The following is a 21,610-nucleotide window of genomic DNA, read 5'->3' on the forward strand; positions in this document are numbered from 1 at the left end:
CACTGGAAGGTCGGGTTCAAACAAAACGACTGGCCTGTGATGTGCGCTGTGCTCATCGAATGTCAGGCAATGTTTTTGGCGAAATGGGACAAACGCAGCTCCGTGTCAGAGGTCCCGCCGTTTAAACGGCCATCCCGCCATCTGTTGCTTGCGGCTGTGAGGACAGAAATGAGGACAAGCGCCATTCACTGCGCTTGTCCTGTTTCTTTCTGAGTTGCGTTGACCGAAATGGCAACGAAACCAGGCGATAGGTTTTCCCTCGGCGAGGACCAAACGATGAAGACCGAACTGTTCTTTCGACAACCCGAGTCTGTCCGCGACGTGGAGGTGCGTCTAATCAAACCACGGCGCTGCGGATCGCCCTTTCAGCAATTGGTGGTGTTCCAGTCAAGGAAAAATGGCAACCATTTACGGATGTCGCCCACCCTGCTGGATTTCTGCCTAATGCTGGAACGCAGACGCGACATCCGCTACTACCAGCCAACCCCATACACGTTGATTCAGCCCAGCCGGGCATTTCGGTACACCCCTGCCGTATGTGCCTATGGCGATGATTTGGGGCTGGTTTTTTTCGAAACCGCCAGGTTTATGTCCGACGGCTGTGAAGACCAGCTCGTTCGTCATGAAGACTGGTTCGGGGAGATGGGCTATCTCTTCTGCCCCTGTCAGCCGTATACGAACATCAGCTACTGCGAACTGCTTCAATGGCGCTACCTCTACAGCTATTCCTTCAGCTTCAAGGCACAAGGCTCCAGCCTCGCGCTGGATCTCCTTAAGCATCACAACAGCTGCACGGTCCAGGAACTCTTGGACGCCGGTGCTGATTTCAGCGACATTGCCTACCAACTCTTCTACGGAGGAGCAACCGCCGACCTGCGTCTTCCCATCACTCGCACGTCAGCCATCGCGTTAACGAGTGCACGGTCATGAACAACGAAGCAGATGGCCTCGAACTGATTGTCGGTGAGGAGTACCGCTACAACGGGCATGTCTACGTGATCGCGAACGTGTCCTGCGGAGTCGTTGAACTGCACAGCAGCACGCAACCATCGAACATGCGCCTGCAGAAGCTCGAGCGCCTTGAGCAAGCGGCGAAACGCCAACGGTTTGTACAGGTGCGTGAAGCTCCGTTTTCTGGCCGATACCACCAGATCGTGGCAGCCCTCAATCAGGACAGTCGTGCGGCATTTGATCGCCGCATTGCATATGTGCGAGCCGCCGTCGAACGATTCAATAGCCGGTTGCCAAGGCAAGCCTGCAAAGCACTGATCGCCGAGGTGCAAGACATCATCGGTGACACCAGCCCGCCGTGCTTCAACACACTACGCAACTGGGTGCACCGCTACCTGGAACGCAATGAATCGGTGACCGCATTGATTCCCTTGAAAAAGCTACACAAGGATCAATGGGAGCGACTGCCGGAGATCACTCGAGAAACGATCGAGGAGTGCCTGGACAAGTACTACTACATGGAGGAACCCGAATCGGTCAGTGACATTATTGGGGCGATCCAGTCCGCGCTGGAAACATACAACGCGCTTCGACCGCCGACTGACCAGCTCATCATCCCGTCCGACAGCACCCTCCGTCGACGGATCAAGGAAAATGGTGAGTTCCGCCGTCTGCTGAAACAAAAAGGCGCCCAGGAAGCAATCAAGGCCAGCCGATGGAGCGTGAAGCTCAGGCGTCAATATCGCCTCCTGCAGCGAATTGAAGGGGATACTCATTCTCTGGATATCGAACTGGTCAATGAGCATGGGGACACCATCGGCAAAGCTGCGCTTACCGTCTTGCTGGACGTCGCGTCTCGGCGTGTGATTGGTTGGGACATCTCGATCAACCCCCCCTCGGCACAGAAAACGATCCGCGCACTCAAGGACTCCCTCCACCGGGTGGGTGTCGGCGAAGAATACCGGCTGGACAATGGCTCAGAGAACACCAAAAAAGATGCGCTTGATGGTCTCTTCCCCTTGCTCGGGCCCAATATCACATACTGCCGGGTTCGGCGCCCCAACGAAAAACCTTACGTAGAGCGTTGGTTCAAAACGCTGACGACTGGGCTCACACACAGGCTGCGCGGTACCACCTTCTCCTGCCCCGAGGAGCGCGGCGATTATCCTTCAGAGAAAAAGGCGATCTACACCCTTGAGGTCATTAAGAAACGCTTCGAGGATTGGCTGGAAAATGTCTATCACAAGCGTCGGCATCGCGGGATTGGCACGTCGCCAAACAAAATGTGGGCCAAGCTAGCAAAGCAGCAACCGCCCTTGCGGCTGATCGCTTCCGAGGACATGTCCCGCCTCTTCTTGAGCCAAACAAGCTCCAAACTCGTCGAAGGCAGAGTCCGTTTCAAAAACCTTCAATGGAGCTGCGGTGAGCTGAAAAACCTCCACGATCTGGGTACCAAGGACCAGCTTCTCACCATTTTTTACGACGCAAGCGACCTCGGGGAAGTGGTGGTTACCCACCCCGATTACCCCGAAAAAGAGTTCCGCGCCAAAGGCTGTGAAATGAGTTATCAGGACGGTCTCACCCTAGACCTGCATCTGCTGTTAAACGCCGCTCAAAATAAGGAAGCTAAGGGACTCGACTTCAAAGAGGCACGCGACCACAGAACTCGCATCATGCAGGAGCGCTACGACTACGAACACAAACGAGGGCGCCGTAAAGCTGCACAAACGGACGAAAAAATTGGTCAGGCATGCCCTGCGTCAGAGACCACTCGCACTGCTCCGTCCATTGGACATCACCGCCCGACCACCGATAACGAGAAGTTCTTTGGTATGTACGCCGCGCCCGCTGTAGGCGACGTCTCGGAGGTTATGAAAAATGATTGATATTAGCAAGCAACTAGAGACTTTCGAGGCTCAGATCATCAACTACAAGGCCTATAACCTTGCCTACATGACTGTCATGCGATCTATTCAAGCCACGCAAATGCGAGGTATCCCGTCTTGCGTAGTACTTGTAGGAGAGTCTGGATGTGGAAAGAGCACATTGGCGCACCAAATCATGTCAACTTACCCCTCGCAGAGTACGGGGGAAGATGATCGCGGGATATGGAATAGTCGACCTACAATGTACTGTGGGCTTCCTACCAAAGCGACGATCAAATCCTTCGCCAAAGCTCTCTTGCAATCACTGGAATTTGAAGCATATTCCGGGGATGCATTTGAACTGACTCAACGCGCTCTCCGACAGATTTTACTACAGAAGGTGGAAGTGGCATTTTTAGATGAGTTTCAAATGCTTGCAGACAAAAAAGCAGAACAGGCATGTACTGATGTGATGAACTGTGTCGCACGACTTGTAGATCGTACCGGCATCCCGTTCGTCATACTTGGCACGCCAGACATTGAAGGTTTTTTTTACAAAAAAGGCATACTTCGGCGTCGATTTCCTTTTTTTGCCCGCCTCGACCCCCTCCAACTCGAACTTACAGATCAAAATTCTGACTTTCAAATTGTGTTGCGTGGACTTGATAAAAAAATGTATGAAATCGGGCAATTGGAGAAAGGCGTCCATTTGCATGAGCCTGAAATTGCGCTTCCATTATTTGTTGCATCCGGAGGAATATTGGAAGATATAAGGCTGCATTTGTCGAATGCGTTTTCCTTCTCACTGTATCGAGGAGACGCAATCTTACGGCGTGAAGATTTTACATATGCTTTTGAAATCACACGGCATGACAACTGTATTTTGCCGGCGGGGAATCCTTTTGAGGTCACTAAAAATATCCTGGTCGAAATAACGAGCGGCGACAAATGAAAATTTCCTACCTTTCCTTCATACCTTTTCCTTTACCCGACGAGAGCCCCATTAGCGCCATTCAGCGTACCGCCAAGGAAAACGGGTTCAAACATTGCCGTGCTCTACTGTCCTACCTAAATAAAGCGACACACCAATCACCTTACGGTAATATTTTGCTGGCCAACTCGGTAATATCTAGGACGCTTCAATCCTTCGCGCCGGAATATGCCGAGCAGATTAGTGCCAACTTTTACTCACCAATACACCCACTTATCAAGCATTCAAACGCGATAATCAATGGAATAGAGATTCGATATTCAAACTTAAGGTTCGAAGGTTCTGCACTCTGTACTCAATGCTGGAAGGAGGGGTATGAAAAATTCCCAAAGGACATAAAGCTATTCTCAGGCTGTCCTTTCCACAATTGTGCTTTCTTATTTAACTGCCCATCGTGCGGCAACAGAATAAAATGGAAAATTCAGCTCTCAGACGTTTGCAAATGCGGCGAACGCTTGATTAGCCCGAAATTGTCAAACTCGGAAAATAGCCTAAACAAATATTTACTTAAAATATTTCAACTAGGTGACACCGAGCAAGTAGTTACCATTCAACGAATTCTTACATATTTGGAGCTTGAAACCTCCACTTGCGACGATAATGTGAAACGCGCTCGGCGCGCTTTAGCGATAGCGCTTAGCCAAGGAGACGTGGAAAACATAATAAATTCAATCCATAGTTGCCTACCGAGCAGTACTGCAGAAGAAATTGATTTTATCTTGTTTTTTATAAAAGCCGAACTCAGCGAGACTATCGCAGCTACACTCCGCCAGCAATTACTTTTGACAACAATGGAGCAGAAAGCTTCTGTAGCGGAAATTACACTAACCATAAAAAATCTAATAAAGTATATAGGGATCTCAGCAAGGGCTTGGTATCCATTAAAACACCAGTATTGTTTATTTAAAGGAAATGGTCGAGCAGCAAAAATCAACCTCAAAGAGGCAATACAGTTGAAGAAAACCGTAACTGCCGATCTACAACCTCGAGACGACCTTGGTCAGAAGACCTTAGATTTACGTCGCAAACACGTTTTATCAATCAGCGCTGTTAAATACATGACTGATATCCCGGAACAGTCGATTAAAATATTGGCGCTAAACACGAACCTTTTGGGTCTAAAAAAGCGCTACATCCGGCAAATACAACAAGGTTCAGAATTGCTATTTGGCCGAGCCAGGATTGATGCTTTTAACCAGCGTTACGTGTGCAGTCACTATCTATCACGCAAATGGAATATTCCAATCTGCGAGATTAATGATGCAATATCAACGCACCATCTTCAACTCAAAGAATGCAACTTCATTAAGGAGACCATCATTATTAACAAATCATTTTCACAGCGAGTTTTCTCCATCGTAAAACAAAGTCATCCCTGCTCCACTCACAGCGCGAAACGGTTTAATCTCTTACGAATAACACCGACAGAAGCTTCAGACTACTTAACAAATTCAGAATGCGCTAAAATGCTAGGTATTTCCGCAGGGGAAATAATGTATTTAATCAGAGAACGAATCATCCCCTGCCATTATAAGGGTAGCAAAGGACGCTATCTTATTTCTAAGCAAGATGCGTTAGACTTCTCCAGAAAATATCTGCGAATTTCAGAACTATCAAAGCAGCTAAATATATCGCCTATGAGAGTTTCACGATTCCTTTCGTCTGTTGGAATAATGCCAGTACACGGCCCTTTGGTAAACTCTGGAAGAAACCATTTCTACAGCAGAACCGGAATTTCCGCCCGCACCTTAAACTCTCTAATAAAACATCAGCACGCAACAGCACAGCCACCAAAACCTCGATTTGATACAGAAGATTTAAATTCTGAGTTCTGTATAAGCGTAAACACAATCTGCAAAAAATTTTCAATTTCAAAGAATATGTTTTATGCATATTTTATTAAAAACGAACTAATTTCTTACAAAACATTTAGAACCGGTAGGCACATCACAGAAAAAAACGCTGAAAAAGTATGCAAAATTCTAAAAAATTATGTCCCTTATGGGATGGCCGCGGCAATACTAAATGTCCCCCGAGGCTATTTTAGACAGCTAGTCTCAAGCAAAAAGTTCATTCTAGATGATTCCATGTTTCATCCGGCAAAAAATCCAGGGCTCGTCTCACTCAAACAAATCGATGAGCTTCGCTCAAAAAATGCTGATTAGCTAATTTTTTCCGGTTATAGCTTAAAAACCGGTTGAACGACTCGGCATTCAAGACTGTAAAAAATTCTTTTATGTCAGCCCACAAGTATCAACTTTTAGTAACAGAGATGAGCATGCGAAGTATCATCCTTTCCTATACACCTCCGCTCCAACAACTCATGATTAAATTATACGACCTATCGGATTCAAAAGTATAACTTGTGCCGAACCCGGGCAATCAGAAATTAAATGCTGCCTGGGATATCTTACCGACAACATGATCATCAACAGCCCCTCTCATGATCATGGTTCAGCGCGCTCTCCTTCCTCACAGAATTCTTTCAGCTCTCCCTTCGCGTCGCGACTTCTTGGGTATCAGCCTCCAGGTTTAAAACTTGCGATAGCGATGAGAAGTTAGTGTCGGCTCTTAACTTATCAGAAAATTCCATCGAAACGGTCGAATGCTCCGGCGTACCAAACAAAAATACTACATCAAAGGCCTGTACCAATTTTTTTGAAAAAAAATTAACCAAAATTAATGAAAACTTGCGCGCTCCACGCCCATATATTCGGAGCGCTCGTGCCAACAAATAAAGGAACCCTATGCTTGCTCGCGATGGCTGCGGCACATCCAACATCTACTTGCCAGACACACCGCTATCGCGAGCAAGCTCGCTCCCACAAGGAATTGCAGTGTTTTCGAGGCTACGTTTCATCGCCAGACAGCATCCACCGCTTGATAAAGGTCTACCATCATGTATTTTTAACCGACCTGCATTCCTCCTGGAGTCTGCCCATGCCACTGGTTCGCGTCGACATCCGAAAACACCGGGACCCCACCCACGCCAGACGCATCGGACAACTGATCTATGCCGCCATGCGCCAGACCATTGGCGTGCCTGAACACGACAACTTCCAGATACTGGTCGAACACGACGAGCAGCATTTCATCTTTGATCCCGAGTATCTGGGCATCAACCGCACCGATAACCTGGTCGTCATCCAGATCACCCTCAACGAAGGGCGAACCCTGGAGCAGAAAAAAAACCTCTACAAAACCATCGCCGAAAGCCTTAATGCAGAGCTGGCGGTGCGCCTGGAAGACGTTTTCATCAATCTGGTGGAAGTGAAAAAAGAGAACTGGTCGTTCGGCAACGGGATTGCCCAATACGCCCTCTGATAGTCCACCTGCAAACCGAGAATGACCCATGCCCCGAGTTTCCCGCAAACAAGCCGACCTCAACCGCGAGACCATCGTCGATGCCGCCACCCGGCTGTTTCGTGAACGCGGCTTGCACGGGATCAGCGTGGTCGATGTGATGGCCGCCGCGGGCCTGACCCACGGTGGCTTCTACGGGCACTTCGAATCCAGGGAGGCCCTGGCGCAAGAGGCCAGCGGCCGGGCTTTCGAGCAAGCCGCGCAACGCTGGTCAGGACGGGTGGCCGAGCATGACGGCAAGGACGCCGCCCGCTGTGCCGTGGTCGAAACCTACCTGTCCAACGAAAGCCGGGACAATCCGGGCGACAGCTGCCCGGTGGTGGCCTTTGCCGGGGACATGTGCCATGAGGCCGCCGAGAGCGGATTGCGCCAAACCTATCTGCAAGGCCTGAACAACCTGCTCGATTCCCTTGGCTCGCTGCTGGACGCAGAGGACGAAGCCGGCAAACGGCAGCAGGCGCTGGTGCAGTATTCGCTGATGTTCGGTGCACTGATGCTGTCCCGGGCCACCCGAGGCGACCCGCTATCGGATGAGATTCTCCAAGCTGCCCGGGCCGCCCTCACGCCGTCGAAATAAATCGCCCGCCCCCACGCAATAAAAAGATCGCAGGCATTACCAACTCCTACACTCAGCGCAGTGTCCACAATGGCGCAGGAGCTGCCACGGACTGCGATCGCTGGTGGTTGCCAAGCCGCCCTGAAATCAGCAATCTCAAGTGACGTTCGAGCCGATTTTTCGATGCCCACAGGGAGCCAAGCATGCCTGTAACCGTTCTGGTACTGGTTGAAACCATCAATGAGTACCTGCCTATCCTCGAACATCAGGGCTTTCACCTGATCCTGGCCCCGACGCCCGCCGAACGCGCCGAAGCCATTGCCCACCACGCCGGGCAGATCGACGCCGTCCTCACCCGTGGCCCGTTGGGGCTGTATGCCGATGAAATCGCCGCCCTGCCCAACCTCAAGATCATCTGCGTGATTGGCGCCGGCTATGAACACGTCGACCTGCAGGCCGCAGCGAACCGGGGCATCACCGTCACCAATGGCGCCGGGGTCAATGCCTCGTCCGTCGCCGACCATGCGATGGCGCTGCTGCTGGCGCTGGTGCGCGACATACCCCGCTGTGATGCCGCTGTTCGGCGCGGTGAGTGGCCGAAAATCATGCGCCCTTCCCTCGCTGGCAAACGCCTGGGCATCCTCGGCCTCGGCGCCGTCGGCATGGCCATCGCCAAACGCGCGGCGAATGGCTTCGATATGGCGGTGAGTTACCACAATCGCCAGCATCGCAGCGATGTGCCCTACACCTTCTGCTCCACCCCCACTGAACTGGCCCGTGCTTCGGACTTTTTGATCGTCGCGACCCCTGGTGGTCTCGGGACCAGACACCTGATCAACAAAGCGGTCCTCGATACCCTGGGTCCCAACGGATTCATCGTCAACATCGCCCGCGCCAGCGTGATCGTCACCACCGACCTGATCAGCGCCCTTGAACAACGCCGGATCGCCGGCGCCGCACTCGACGTGTTCGACGCCGAACCGAAGGTGCCGGATGCACTCAAGACCCTGAGCAACGTGATCCTCACCCCCCATGTCGCCGGGCTGTCCCCGGAAGCCACCCAGGGCACCGTCGAAATGGTGGGCAAGAACCTCGTGGCGTTTTTCTCCGGCCAACCGGTGCTCACGCCGATCGAACTGCCGTCGGCCCAGAGCCAGCTCGCCCATTGATGGCGATTCAAACAGCTGTATCAAAAACAATGATTGGCCGGCAACACGCTCACCTATAAGAGCCGTTCGCGGTTGTAGGTGTGCAGTGTGCGCATTAGATTAGCCAATAGTTTCAGGCCTCCAGAATAAGCAGAAGGGATAAGCATGGCGCTTACTGACCAGTCCACCCGTACCCGCACCGGTGAAGAGCTCGATGCCGGCCTGATCGATCCGTACCTCAAGGCCCATATTCCGGGGCTCAGCGGCTTGCCACGGATCAGCCAGTTTCCGGGCGGCGCTTCAAACCTCACTTACTTGCTGGAATACCCCGAACAGGAATTCGTCCTGCGTCGCCCGCCCTTCGGCCACAAGGCCAAGTCGGCCCACGACATGGGCCGTGAATTTCGCATCCTCAATCAACTGCGCGACGGTTTTCCGTACTGCCCGAAAGCCTACGTGCACTGCACCGACGAATCGGTGATCGGTGCCGAGTTCTATGTCATGGAACGGGTCAACGGCATCATCCTGCGCTCGGACCTGCCGCCGGAGCTGGGCCTGGATTCGGCGAAAACCGAAGCCCTGTGCAAGAGTTTCATCGACAAGTTCGTGGAACTGCATCGCGTCGACTACAACGCCTACGGCCTGGGTGACCTGGGTAAACCCGAAGGCTACGTGGCGCGACAAATCAAAGGCTGGAGCGATCGCTACGAAAAGGCCCTGACCCCCGATGCGCCACAATGGGAAGCGGTCAAGGCCTGGCTCAACGACAAGATGCCGGCCGACCATCCGACCTCCAGCATCGTGCACAACGACTACCGCTTCGACAACGTGATCCTCGACCCGAACAACCCGATGCAGATCATCGGCGTGCTCGACTGGGAACTGACCACCTTGGGCGATCCGCTGATGGACCTGGGCAACACCCTCGCCTACTGGATCGAAGCCGATGATCCGGCGCCGGTGCAGATGATGCGCCGCCAGCCGAGCCACGCGCCGGGCATGCTCACCCGCCGCGAGTTCGTCGATTACTATGCCGAACGCTCGGGCATACGCATCGACAATTTCGACTTCTACTACACCTACGGCCTGTTCCGCCTGGCCGGCATCGTGCAGCAGATCTACTACCGCTTCTACCATGGCCAGACCCAGGACAAACGCTTCGCGCAGTTCATTCACATGAACAAGCTGCTGGAGCAGATGAGCTTGCAGGTCATCTCGAAATCCAGCCTCTGACCATATGCGATCCCTGTAGGAGCAAGCCTGCGCGCGAAGACCGTGAACGATAACGCGCACTGACTGGACTCAACTGAACAGCATTAGCCGCAACACGGCATTTGACTCGATAACAAGACTTTTCATAAGGGAATCCCATGTCCAAGACTCAGTTGTTCGACCTCGACGGCAAGATCGCTTTCGTCTCCGGCGCCAGCCGTGGCATCGGTGAAGCCATCGCCAAACTACTGGCCCAGCAAGGCGCCCACGTGATCGTGTCGAGCCGCAAGCTTGAAGGCTGCCAGCACGTCGCCGACGCGATCATCGCCGCCGGCGGCAAGGCCACCGCCATTGCCTGCCACATCGGCGAGATGGAACAGATCAGCCAGGTCTTCGCCGGCATCAAGGAACAGTTCGGGCGCCTGGACATCCTGGTCAACAACGCCGCGACCAACCCGCAGTTCTGCAACGTGCTGGACACCGACCTCAGCGCCTTTCAAAAAACCGTCGACGTGAACATCCGCGGCTACTTCTTCATGTCGGTCGAAGCCGGCAAGCTGATGCGCGAAAACGGCGGCGGCAGCATCATCAACGTGGCGTCGATCAACGGTGTTTCACCGGGCATCTTCCAGGGCATCTACTCGGTGACCAAGGCGGCGGTGATCAACATGACCAAAGTCTTCGCCAAGGAATGTGCGCAATTCGGGATTCGCTGCAATGCCTTGCTGCCGGGTCTGACCGACACCAAGTTCGCCTCGGCACTGGTGAAAAACGAAGCCATCCTGAACACCGCGTTGCAACAGATCCCGCTCAAGCGCGTGGCTGACCCAAGCGAAATGGCCGGCGCAGTGTTGTACCTGGCCAGCGATGCTTCCAGCTACACCACCGGCGTTTCGCTGAATGTGGATGGCGGCTTCCTGTCCTGATTGTCTGAACAGTACAAATCCCTGTGGGAGCGAGCTTGCTCGCGATGGCGGTATCAGATTCAACATCGATGTCGACTGATACGCCGCTATCGCGAGCAAGCTCGCTCCCACAGTCGGGGTTGTTGCACATCGCAGCGTCCGGGCTTACTGCGTGACGCAACGAGTCGTGGTAGTGACTCGGGTCACCTGCCCGTCTTCAGCCCGTACATCGCCCAGGACATCGGTTTTATCCATGGCCTGGCAGGTGCGTTCAGGAGGGGGTGGAGTGACCGCTGGAGGGGGTGGCGGACTGGCACAGCCGCCGAGGATCGCCACGCAGAATGCCGGCGACAAGGGTGAGATAACGCGTTTCCCAAGAGTTTTCATAGGTTGACCCGCGATAAGTGATAGACACATTTTTGTGACAACAAAACCGGCGCGCAAAATCCATGCACCTGTCAAAAAAATAAATATCTGCGAATCATTTATAGCCCAATCCGTGACCAGCACCCGTAAAAGCTGACAGTTCTTACATCACCGAATCAGGGCGCTGCAAGGAATTGCTGTCCAGTTCGTAACGCAGTTCTTCGATCAATGCGGTGACCGATAGTGCGTTTGTAGGTTAACCCTGCCCCTTCGACCGGGATTCACCAGAGAACAGTCCCCCGCTCCCGCGCCCAGACAATCGCCTCGCTGCGGCTGCGCACATTGAGCTTGGAGTACACCGTCGCCACATGGTTGCGCACTGTGTTCGGTGCCAGTTTCAGGCGCGCGGCGATGTCCTTGTCGGCCAGGCCTTCGCAGATCAGACCCAGTACATCGCGCTCACGGGCGGTTAGTTGCCCAGTGCTGGCCCGGTCGGTGACATCGTCCATGATCAAGACCAGCGACTCCGGTTTGCCACGGCCGTCAACCAATACCAGGCTGCGCACGCGATGGACCCAGGTGTACGCTTCGTTCCCCGCCGATGTCACCTCCACCAGCACATCGCTGAACGTCTCGCCACGGGCCACCCGACTGATCGGGTAGCTGTCGGCCGGCACGAGGTGATTGTTGCGATAACGCAGGGCGAAGCGTTTGACATAGGCCTTGGCGTTGCTGCCCAGGTCGCTGATCTGCGAGGCACCGTGCATGGCCAACGCAGCCTCGTTGGCCCACAGGATGCTCTGGTCGGGATCGAGCAGAATCACCCCGTCGGACAAGCCGGCGATGATTTGCTGCAACTGGCGACGATTGGCCTCAGAGGTCAGGACGTGCTGGCTCATTTCGACTCCACAAGTATGGTGCCCCTGTGAAGAATACGACCGCCGGAGTTTTGGTTAGTGCAACGAACCTTGCGGGAGCGGGCTTGCTCGCGGAAGCGGTTGAGTAGTGCAGCGAAAAGCCTGGAGGGCCGGTGGTCCTTTGACTATTGCACGTTAAAGGACGCGTCAAGCCCCGCCAACTTGTCCGGATTACGCATGATGAAAACCCGATTCACCCGCCCGGTTTCATCGAAAGCAAACGTCATCGACGCGGTGATAACACCGTCGGCCTTGATGATGGCGCCTCGGGCCCCATTGATTTCAACGGGCAGCCATTCACAGGTTTGCCAATAGGCGTGCAACGACTGGCCAATGAAATCCAGCACGCTTTCGATGCCAAACAGCGTTTCACGGATCGCCGAAGCCTTGCCGCCGCTGTCGGCGCAGAGTTCGACGTCTTCGCTCAGCATCACGCTCAAGTTCGCCGTGGAACCACTGGTGATGGCGTTGTGGAAGGCACTGAGCAACTGGTTTTGGCGCACAGGTTCCGGTTGATAGCGGGCCTGGGCACTGCCAAGACTCGTCTTGGCCCGAGACACCAGTTTGCGGCAAGCGGCTTCCTGCACCCCGACCGCATCGGCAACCTGCGGGTAATCCATGTCGAAGATTTCGTACAGCAGGTACGCGGCACGCTCCTTGGGTGTCAGCCGCTCCAGCAACAACACGAACGCGGTGGACAGCGACGAAGCCAGTTCATGCATGTGCTCGGGTGAATCCTGATGCGCCGTGTGGATCGGCTCCGGCAGCCAGGTACCGATGTAATCTACCCGGGACTTGTGCGCCGACCGTAGCAGGTCAATGCAATGGCGGGTGCAGGCGGTGGTAAGCCAGGCGGCCGGCGTGGCGATGGAGGCCCGGTCGGCCTCCAGCCACTTGATGAACAACTCTTGCACCGCATCCTCGGCTTCGGCGCGCGAACCGAGAATGCGATAGGCCAGACCAAGCAAAAAGGGCCGGCGCTGCTCGAACACAGTGGCGGCGTTTTCAGCGCAGTTCATCAATCAGTGCCTCGACACCTGCAAGCGGTTCCACAGGTTGATCATGCCGATCTCGGCCGTCAAGGCGCCGATCTGTTCGTCATTGAAATACGCCCTCAGTTCACCGCGCAAGCTGGCGTAATCGGTTTTTTCATCCAGTACCGTCAAGGCTTCGGTCCACGCCAGCGCAGCGCGCTCCGCAGGGCTGAAATCATTGACGTGACGCCAGACGATCAGGCGATCCAGGCGCTCGTTGGTTTCATTGGCTTCCCGGGCTTCGCGGGTGTGCATCTTCACGCAAAAACCGCATTGGTTGATCTGCGAGGCGCGCAGGTGGATCAAGTGCTTGAGGCCTGGATCAAGATCATGCTGATCGAGCGCGACATGGACCTGGGTCAGGCTTTCGAAAACCTGTGGAATCGATTGCAGCAGGTTGACCGCTTGGGTGTTGGACGACATCGTGTTGCTCCACTGATTGAGGGATTCAACAGGATGACGATTGAGGGTTGGGGTTTGTGACGTGCGCTGATTCATTCAGCGCACGTCACTCGGTTCAAGCAGTCAACTCTCCCTTCGCAATCGCCGCCGAAGCCGCCAGCATTGCCCGCAACAGCACCGCACACCCGGCCGCCAGGTCTTCCGGCGCGGCATTTTCGATTTCGTTGTGGCTGATGCCGCCTTCGCACGGCACGAAGATCATCCCGGCCGGGCCGAGTTCGGCGAGGAAGATTGCGTCGTGGCCCGCGCCGCTGACAATGTCCATGTGCGACAGGCCCAGGCTTTGGGCGGCGCCGCGTACCGCTTCGACGCAGCCCTTGTCGAAGTACAGCGGTGGGAAGTCGGCCGTTGGCGTGAGTTCGAAGGTCAGGCCATGTTCGTCGCAGGTGGTTTCGATGACTTCACGCACTTCGGCAATCATCGAGTCCAGGCGCGCCGGTTCCAGGTGCCGGAAGTCCAGGGTCATGCGCACTTCGCCGGGGATGACGTTGCGCGAGCCGGGATAGGCTTGCAGGCAACCGACGGTGCCGCAGGCATGGGGTTGATGGCTGAGGGCGGCGCGGTTGAGCGCACCGACGATCACCGCGGCGCCGACCAGAGCGTCCTTGCGCAGGTGCATCGGGGTCGGGCCGGCGTGGGCTTCGACGCCGCGCAGCTTGAGGTCAAACCATTTCTGCCCGAGGGCGCCCATGACCACGCCTATGGTCTTGCGTTCGTCTTCCAGTATCGGGCCTTGCTCGATGTGGGCTTCAAAGTAGGCGCCGACTTTGTGGCCGCTGACTTTGCGCGGCCCGGCGTAACCAATGGCATTCAGTGCCTGCCCCACCGTCACGCCCTCGGCATCGACCTTGGCCAGGGTTTCCTCGAGGGTGAATTTTTCCGCGAACACGCCGGAACCCATCATGCACGGGGCGAAGCGCGAGCCTTCTTCGTTGGTCCAGACCACCACTTCCAGCGGCGCTTCGGTTTCGATATTGAGGTCATTGAGGGTACGCAGCACTTCGACGCCCGCCAGCACACCGAAGCAGCCATCGAACTTGCCGCCGGTGGGCTGGGTGTCGATGTGGCTGCCGGTCATCACCGGTGGAAGATCGGGATTGCGCCCGGGGCGACGGGCGAAGATGTTGCCGACGGCGTCGATGCTGACGGTGCAGCCGGCATCGATACACCATTTGACGAAGATGTCCCGGGCCTGGCGATCCAGATCGGTCAGGGCCAGGCGACACACGCCGCCCTTGACCGTGGCGCCGAGCCTGGCCAGTTCCATGAGCGATTGCCACAGGCGGTCGCGGTTGATGTGCTGATGGCTGGACTGCAGAACGTCTACGGCCGCGTTCATGATGATCTCCTCAGGCTGTTCTTGTGTGTTTCTTCAGGCAATTCGTTGGTGAACTTGAGGCCGCCATCGCGGGCAAGCCCGCTCCCACAGGGTTCTCGGGTGTGCACAAAACCTGTGGGAGCGGGCTTGCCCGCGATGAGGCCCTCCCTTACACCGCAGTTTTAGCTATTGATGGGCTGGGCCGCATCACACTCAACCCGTAATAAATAATCCCACCCAGCGCCGAGCCGGTGAACCAGCCATAGCTGTAGAACCAGCTGAAAGCGTCGCTGCCCAGGGACAGCAGCGTCAGCACCACCGGCACACCAAACGCGATGAACCCGCTCCAGTTCCACGCCGGATACACGTCATCGCGGTACAGGCCGGCGAGGTCCAGTTGCTGCTTCTTGATCAGAAAATAGTCCACCACCATGATCCCGGCGATCGGCCCCAACAGGCTGGAATAGCCGAGCAACCAGTTGGAATAGACCGTTTCCAGGCTGAGATCGGAAACGATCAGGCCGAGCTTTTTCAGCAGTTCATGGGCCATCAGCGCCAGTCCGACCAGCCCGGTGAGGATTACCGCTTTGGTCCGGTTGATCGCCTTGGGGGCGATGTTCTGGAAATCGTTGGTCGGCGATACGATATTGGCCGCGGTGTTGGTCGACAGCGTGGCGATGATGATCAGCGCCATGGCCAGCGCCACCCAGACCGGACTCTGGATATGGCCGATCAGGGTCACCGGGTCGGACACCGTCACCCCCACCAGCTTCACCGAGGCGGCGGTCATCACCACGCCCAGGGAGGCAAACAGGAACATGGTCAGCGGCAAGCCGATGATCTGCCCGACGATCTGGTCTTTCTGGCTTTTCGCGTAGCGGCTGAAGTCGGGGATGTTCAGCGACAGCGTGGCCCAGAACCCGACCATCGCGGTCAGCCCGGCCGCGAAGTAACTGGCCACGCCCGCACCTTCGGGGCGCTTGGCCGGGATCGCCAGCAACTCGGTCATCGACACGTTGGGCATGGCCCACACCAACAGCCCTACCCCCACCAGCACCAACAGCGGTGCCGAGAGCGTTTCCAGCCATTTGATCGACTCGGCACCGCGAATCACCACCCACAGGTTCAGCGCCCAGAACACCATGAAGCCGATGACCTCACCGGTGCCGCCCAGGGACTTCCAGCCCTCGAACACCGAGCCGAGGAACAGGTGAATCGCCAGCCCGCCGAACATGGTCTGGATGCCGAACCAGCCACACGCCACCAGGGCGCGGATCAGGCACGGAATGTTGGAGCCGAGCACGCCGAAGGACGAGCGCAGCAACACCGGAAAGGGAATACCGTACTTGGTGCCGGGAAAGGCGTTAAGCGTCAGGGGAATCAGCACGATGATGTTGGCAAACAGAATCGCCAGCAACGCTTCACCGACGGTCAGGCCGAAGTACGCGGTCAGCACGCCACCAAGGGTGTAGGTCGGCACGCAGATCGCCATGCCTACCCACAGCGCGGTGATGTGCCATTTGTTCCAGGTGCGTTCGCGCACCTTGGTCGGTGCAATGTCGTGGTTGTAACGGGGACTGTCGAGGACATCGCTGCCGGCTTCAAGCTCGAACAAGCCGTCGCGCTCGGTCACTTGCGATCTGATCTGTTGCATGGCCGCTCCACTGTTCTTTGAATTATTTTTTGCTCATCGGGGGCTGGCGGCATCAATAAACGTGCCGGGTGCCCCGCTTACGCATCGGGCAGTTCCATAAACACTCTGTAAGCAACTGATGTTTATCAGTTTTATGCAGTCAACGATGCAGTCCTCAGTTGCATGTCATGCCACTCAGGCCGAATGCCAGACAAGTTGTCCTGACAGTCAGGACTCAATCTGGTGCGTTGATCTTTTTTTCAATGGCTGCGCATCAACCATAGACCATACTCAAACAGCTGATTTCACATAAGAAATCTTGACTATTTTTCGATCCTGTCAAGTGCGTCAAAATGGTGAGCGGCCTCACCATTTTGGTGATTCTTGTAATTAATCTTTAAATATCAATTAGTTAATACATGCATAAGCTTATAAAAAATATTCTTGCCGATTCGGATAACTGCAGCTAGCGTTTAATCCTGACAGCACTGACAGGAATAAATCTGACCGGGCTGTTTGTATATAGAACATCTAGAACCGGCATAAACCGGTCATTGCCTGCGAGGAACTCGGAATGTCTCTGTTGATCCGTGGCGCCACCCTTGTTACCCATGATGAAAGTTATCGCGCCGATGTGTATTGCGCAGACGGCGTGATCAAGGCCATCGGCGAAAATCTCGATGTACCTGCAGGCGCCGAAGTGCTCGACGGCAGCGGCCAATACCTGATGCCCGGCGGCATCGACCCGCACACCCACATGCAACTGCCCTTCATGGGCACCGTGGCCAGCGAAGACTTCTACAGCGGCACGGCGGCCGGACTGGCCGGCGGCACCACGTCGATCATCGACTTCGTGATTCCCAACCCACAGCAATCCTTGCTCGAAGCCTTCCATCAGTGGCGCGGCTGGGCCGAGAAGTCGGCGTCGGACTATGGCTTTCACGTCGCCATCACCTGGTGGAGCGAACAGGTCCGCGAGGAAATGGCCGAACTGGTCAGCCAGCACGGCGTCAACAGCTTCAAGCATTTCATGGCTTACAAGAACGCGATCATGGCCGCCGATGACACCCTGGTGGCGAGTTTCGAACGCTGCCTGGAACTGGGCGCGGTGCCGACCGTTCACGCGGAAAACGGTGAACTGGTGTATCACCTGCAACGCAAGCTGATGGCCCAGGGCATCACCGGACCGGAAGCGCATCCGCTGTCGCGGCCCTCACAGGTTGAGGGCGAGGCCGCGAGCCGGGCGATCCGCATCGCCGAAACCCTGGGCACGCCACTGTACCTGGTTCACGTCTCGACCAAGGAAGCCCTGGACGAAATCACCTACGCCCGGGGCAAGGGCCAGCCGGTCTACGGCGAAGTACTGGCCGGGCACCTGCTGCTGGACGACAGCGTCTACCGCGATCCGGACTGGCAAACCGCCGCCGGTTACGTGATGAGCCCGCCGTTCCGCCCCCGCGGCCATCAAGAGGCGCTCTGGCATGGCTTGCAATCGGGCAACCTGCACACCACCGCCACCGACCACTGCTGCTTCTGCGCCGAGCAAAAAGCCGCTGGCCGCGACGACTTCAGCAAGATCCCCAACGGCACCGCCGGCATCGAAGACCGCATGGCGGTGTTGTGGGATGAAGGTGTGAACAGCGGACGCTTTTCGATGCAGCAATTCGTCGCGCTGACGTCCACCAACACGGCGAAGATCTTCAACCTCTACCCACGCAAAGGCGCGATTCGTGTGGGTGCCGATGCCGACCTGGTGCTGTGGGACCCGCAAGGCACGCGCACCATTTCCGCCAAGACCCACCATCAGCAGGTGGACTTCAACATCTTCGAAGGCAAGACCGTGCGCGGCGTGCCCAGCCACACCATCAGCCAGGGCCGCGTGGTCTGGGCCGACGGCGACCTGCGGGCCGAACGCGGGGCCGGGCGCTACATCGAACGACCGGCGTATCCGGCGGTGTTTGATTTGCTGAGCAAGCGGGCTGAGTTGCACAAGCCGGTTGCCGTGAAACGCTGAAAGCGGCCTTCGGCCTATCGCGAGCAAGCTCGCTCCCACAGGTTTTGTGAACACCCGAGATCCCTGTGGGAGCGAGCTTGCTCGCGATGAGGCCCGCACAGACAACACAAAAAACAATGCCCATTCAGAGGCAGCACCTCAAATAACCGTGAGGCCAAAACCGTGATCAAGACCCTGGACCACCTCCCGCATCCCGTTGAGAATGCGGCCGCCCTCGCCGGCCACTTCACCGATCTGGCGCCGCCGCTCAACGAGCGCCAGGCGCACCTGGAAGCCTCGCGCTGCCTGTATTGCTACGACGCGCCCTGCGTGAATGCCTGTCCGAGCGAGATCGACATTCCCTCGTTCATCCGCAACATTGCGCAGGACAACGTGCAAGGCGCCGCGCAGAAAATCCTCTCGGCCAACATCCTCGGTGGCAGTTGCGCCCGGGTGTGCCCGACAGAGATTCTTTGCCAGCAGGCCTGCGTGCGCAACAACACTCACGAATGCGCGCCGGTCATGATCGGCCTGTTGCAACGTTACGCCGTGGACAACGCCCATTTCAGCACGCACCCCTTCCAGCGTGCTGCCGCCACCGGCAAACGCATCGCCGTGGTGGGTGCCGGTCCGGCCGGTTTGTCCTGCGCCCACCGCAGTGCCATGCACGGGCATGACGTAGTGATTTTCGAGGCGCGGGAAAAGGCTGGCGGCCTCAACGAGTACGGAATCGCCAAATACAAACTGGTGGATGACTACGCGCAAAAGGAACTTGAGTTCCTGTTGGAGATTGGCGGCATCGAAATCCGCCACGGGCAGAAACTCGGGGAGAACCTGACCCTCAGTGAACTGCATCAACAGTTCGATGCGGTGTTCCTCGGCCTCGGGCTCAATGCCAGCAAACAGCTAGGGCTGGCCCACGAAGACGCGCCCGGCCTGCTCGCCGCCACCGACTACATCCGCGAACTGCGCCAGGCCGATGACCTGAGCCAACTGCCCCTGGCCGACCACTGCATTGTCCTCGGCGCAGGCAACACTGCCATCGACATGGCGGTGCAAATGGCCCGCCTCGGCGCTCACGATGTGAATCTGGTGTACCGCCGTGGCATCGAGGACATGGGGGCCACCCATCACGAACAGGAGATTGCCAAGGCCAATCAGGTGCGGCTGATGACCTGGGCTCAACCCGAAGAAGTGCTGCTCGATGACCATGGCCGCGTGCGCGGCATGCGTTTCGCCCGCACCCGTCTGGTGGAAGACCGCCTGCAAACCACCGGTGAAACCTTCGAACTGGCCGCCGACGCGATCTTCAAGGCCATCGGCCAGACATTCGACGGCAGCGCCCTCAGCGATCCGCTGGCCCGAGAACTCAAGCGTCAGGGCGAGCGCATCGAAGTCGATGAACAACTGCGCACCAGCATCCCCGGCGTGTATGCCGGCGGCGACTGCACCAGCCTCGATCAGGACCTTACCGTGCAAGCTGTGCAGCATGGCAAGCGCGCCGCCGAGGCGATCAACGCTCAACTGATGCTCAACGTGGAGGCTGCGTAAATGGCCGATCTGTCGATTGTCTTCGCCGGCATCAAAGCACCCAATCCATTCTGGCTGGCCTCCGCGCCACCGACCGACAAGGCCTACAACGTGGTCCGCGCCTTCGAGGCCGGCTGGGGTGGCGTGGTCTGGAAAACCCTGGGCGAAGACCCGGCGGCGGTGAACGTGTCTTCGCGCTACTCGGCACACTTCGGGGCTAACCGGGAGGTGCTGGGCTTTAACAACATCGAGCTGATCACCGACCGCTCGCTGGAGATCAACCTGCGGGAAATCACCCAGGTCAAAAAGGACTGGCCGGACCGTGCGCTGATCGTGTCCTTGATGGTGCCCTGCGTCGAAGAATCCTGGAAACACATCCTGCCGCTGGTGGAAGCCACTGGCGCCGACGGCATCGAGCTGAACTTCGGTTGCCCCCACGGCATGCCGGAACGCGGCATGGGCGCGGCGGTCGGCCAGGTGCCGGAATACGTGGAACAGGTCACCCGCTGGTGCAAGACCTATTGCTCGCTGCCGGTGATCGTCAAGCTCACGCCGAACATCACCGACATCCGTGTCGCCGCCCGCGCCGCCCACCGTGGTGGTGCCGATGCGGTGTCGTTGATCAACACCATCAACTCGATCACCAGCGTTAACCTCGAACGCATGGTCGCCAATCCCATGGTCGGCAGCCAAAGCACCCACGGCGGTTACTGCGGCTCGGCCGTCAAGCCGATAGCCTTGAACATGGTCGCCGAAATCGCCCGCGACCCGCAGACCCAAGGCCTGCCGATCAGCGGGATCGGCGGCATTGGCAACTGGCGCGATGCGGCGGAATTCATCGCGCTCGGCAGTGGCTCGGTGCAGGTCTGCACGGCGGCGATGCTGCATGGCTTCCGGATAGTCGAAGACATGAAGGACGGCTTGTCACGCTGGATGGACAGTCAGGGCTATGCCAGCATTTCGGAGTTTTCCGGCCGCGCGGTGGGCAACACCACGGACTGGAAGTACCTGGACATCAACTACAAGGTGATCGCGAAAATCGATCAGGAGGCTTGTATCGGTTGCGGTCGCTGCCATATCGCTTGTGAGGACACCTCGCACCAGGCCGTGGCCAGCCTCAAGCAAGCGGATGGCACTCACAAGTATCAAGTGATCGATGAGGAGTGCGTGGGCTGCAACCTGTGCCAGATCACCTGCCCGGTGCAGGACTGCATCGAGATGGTGCCGGTGGAGACTGGCAAGCCGTTCCTGGACTGGAATCATGATCCGAGGAATCCGTATCACGTCGGTCCTTGAAATCTGCGGCGTCTGAACCGGCGCCATCGCGAGCAAGCTCGCTCCCACAGTGGATTTGTGTCGTACATCA

General features: G+C 56.6%; 17 protein-coding genes and 1 pseudogene. 12 read left to right on the forward strand and 6 right to left on the reverse strand.

The window, feature by feature from the left end:
* The first annotated feature begins 276 nt into the window (after nt 1-276).
* The 9 genes from J4D25_RS03045 to J4D25_RS03085 all read left to right on the forward strand — a co-directional run bounded on the left by J4D25_RS03045 (nt 277) and on the right by J4D25_RS03085 (nt 11,012).
* The gene (locus tag J4D25_RS03045; RefSeq protein WP_131726874.1) at nt 277-930 is read left to right on the forward strand and encodes a hypothetical protein; all 654 of its coding nucleotides are present in this window, start codon (nt 277-279) and stop codon (nt 928-930) included.
* Entirely contained in the window at nt 927-2,837 is a 1,911-nt protein-coding gene (locus J4D25_RS03050) for a DDE-type integrase/transposase/recombinase (protein WP_057715172.1), read from the forward strand. Before J4D25_RS03045 ends, J4D25_RS03050 begins: the two co-directional genes overlap by 4 nt.
* Entirely contained in the window at nt 2,830-3,768 is a 939-nt protein-coding gene (locus J4D25_RS03055) for a TniB family NTP-binding protein (RefSeq protein ID WP_057715173.1), read from the forward strand. Before J4D25_RS03050 ends, J4D25_RS03055 begins: the two co-directional genes overlap by 8 nt.
* Complete coding sequence (locus tag J4D25_RS03060) at nt 3,765-5,972, forward strand: helix-turn-helix domain-containing protein (RefSeq protein WP_131726875.1); 2,208 nt, start codon at nt 3,765-3,767, stop codon at nt 5,970-5,972. Before J4D25_RS03055 ends, J4D25_RS03060 begins: the two co-directional genes overlap by 4 nt.
* Nucleotides 5,973-6,747: 775 nt before the next feature.
* Nucleotides 6,748-7,131, forward strand: a complete 384-nt coding sequence (locus tag J4D25_RS03065; protein WP_057715174.1) for a tautomerase family protein — start codon at nt 6,748-6,750, stop codon at nt 7,129-7,131.
* Nucleotides 7,132-7,159: 28 nt separating this feature from the next.
* Entirely contained in the window at nt 7,160-7,747 is a 588-nt protein-coding gene (locus J4D25_RS03070) for a TetR/AcrR family transcriptional regulator (protein WP_057715175.1), read from the forward strand.
* A 182-nt stretch (nt 7,748-7,929) separates the two neighbouring features.
* The gene (locus J4D25_RS03075) at nt 7,930-8,895 is read left to right on the forward strand and encodes a 2-hydroxyacid dehydrogenase (protein WP_057715176.1); all 966 of its coding nucleotides are present in this window, start codon (nt 7,930-7,932) and stop codon (nt 8,893-8,895) included.
* Nucleotides 8,896-9,039: 144 nt separating this feature from the next.
* The gene (locus J4D25_RS03080; protein WP_057715177.1) at nt 9,040-10,107 is read left to right on the forward strand and encodes a phosphotransferase family protein; all 1,068 of its coding nucleotides are present in this window, start codon (nt 9,040-9,042) and stop codon (nt 10,105-10,107) included.
* A gap of 137 nt (nt 10,108-10,244) precedes the next feature.
* The gene (locus tag J4D25_RS03085) at nt 10,245-11,012 is read left to right on the forward strand and encodes an SDR family oxidoreductase (protein WP_007976320.1); all 768 of its coding nucleotides are present in this window, start codon (nt 10,245-10,247) and stop codon (nt 11,010-11,012) included.
* Nucleotides 11,013-11,638: 626 nt separating this feature from the next.
* Here J4D25_RS03085 and J4D25_RS27230 read toward each other — a convergent pair.
* From J4D25_RS27230 to J4D25_RS03110, 6 genes and pseudogenes are all read right to left on the reverse strand, one after another.
* Complete coding sequence (locus J4D25_RS27230) at nt 11,639-11,806, reverse strand: LuxR C-terminal-related transcriptional regulator (RefSeq protein WP_373423035.1); 168 nt, start codon at nt 11,804-11,806, stop codon at nt 11,639-11,641.
* A 24-nt stretch (nt 11,807-11,830) separates the two neighbouring features.
* Nucleotides 11,831-12,256: pseudogene (locus J4D25_RS03090) on the reverse strand (PAS domain-containing protein); the annotation flags it as partial.
* 143 nt (nt 12,257-12,399) lie between these two features.
* Complete coding sequence (sigJ, locus tag J4D25_RS03095) at nt 12,400-13,293, reverse strand: RNA polymerase sigma factor SigJ (RefSeq protein ID WP_057715179.1); 894 nt, start codon at nt 13,291-13,293, stop codon at nt 12,400-12,402.
* Nucleotides 13,294-13,296: 3 nt separating this feature from the next.
* Complete coding sequence (locus J4D25_RS03100; protein WP_057715180.1) at nt 13,297-13,731, reverse strand: carboxymuconolactone decarboxylase family protein; 435 nt, start codon at nt 13,729-13,731, stop codon at nt 13,297-13,299.
* 94 nt (nt 13,732-13,825) lie between these two features.
* On the reverse strand, nt 13,826-15,109 hold the full coding sequence (locus J4D25_RS03105) for a Zn-dependent hydrolase (protein WP_057715181.1): 1,284 nt from the start codon (nt 15,107-15,109) through the stop codon (nt 13,826-13,828).
* A 148-nt stretch (nt 15,110-15,257) separates the two neighbouring features.
* Nucleotides 15,258-16,742, reverse strand: a complete 1,485-nt coding sequence (locus J4D25_RS03110) for an NCS1 family nucleobase:cation symporter-1 (RefSeq protein WP_057715182.1) — start codon at nt 16,740-16,742, stop codon at nt 15,258-15,260.
* A gap of 553 nt (nt 16,743-17,295) precedes the next feature.
* Here J4D25_RS03110 and hydA point away from each other — a divergent pair.
* The 3 genes from hydA (at nt 17,296) to preA (ending at nt 21,540) form a co-directional block, all read left to right on the forward strand.
* Nucleotides 17,296-18,735: a dihydropyrimidinase gene (gene hydA, locus J4D25_RS03115; protein ID WP_057715183.1), complete on the forward strand. Its 1,440-nt coding sequence runs from the start codon at nt 17,296-17,298 to the stop codon at nt 18,733-18,735.
* A 162-nt stretch (nt 18,736-18,897) separates the two neighbouring features.
* A complete protein-coding gene (locus tag J4D25_RS03120; protein WP_057715184.1) occupies nt 18,898-20,265 on the forward strand; it encodes an NAD(P)-dependent oxidoreductase in 1,368 nt (455 codons plus the stop codon).
* Entirely contained in the window at nt 20,266-21,540 is a 1,275-nt protein-coding gene (gene preA, locus J4D25_RS03125; RefSeq protein WP_057715185.1) for an NAD-dependent dihydropyrimidine dehydrogenase subunit PreA, read from the forward strand.
* Nucleotides 21,541-21,610 lie beyond the last annotated feature (70 nt).

This window comes from Pseudomonas sp. GW456-L13, from assembly GCF_017350115.1.
Classification (GTDB): domain Bacteria; phylum Pseudomonadota; class Gammaproteobacteria; order Pseudomonadales; family Pseudomonadaceae; genus Aquipseudomonas; species Aquipseudomonas jessenii.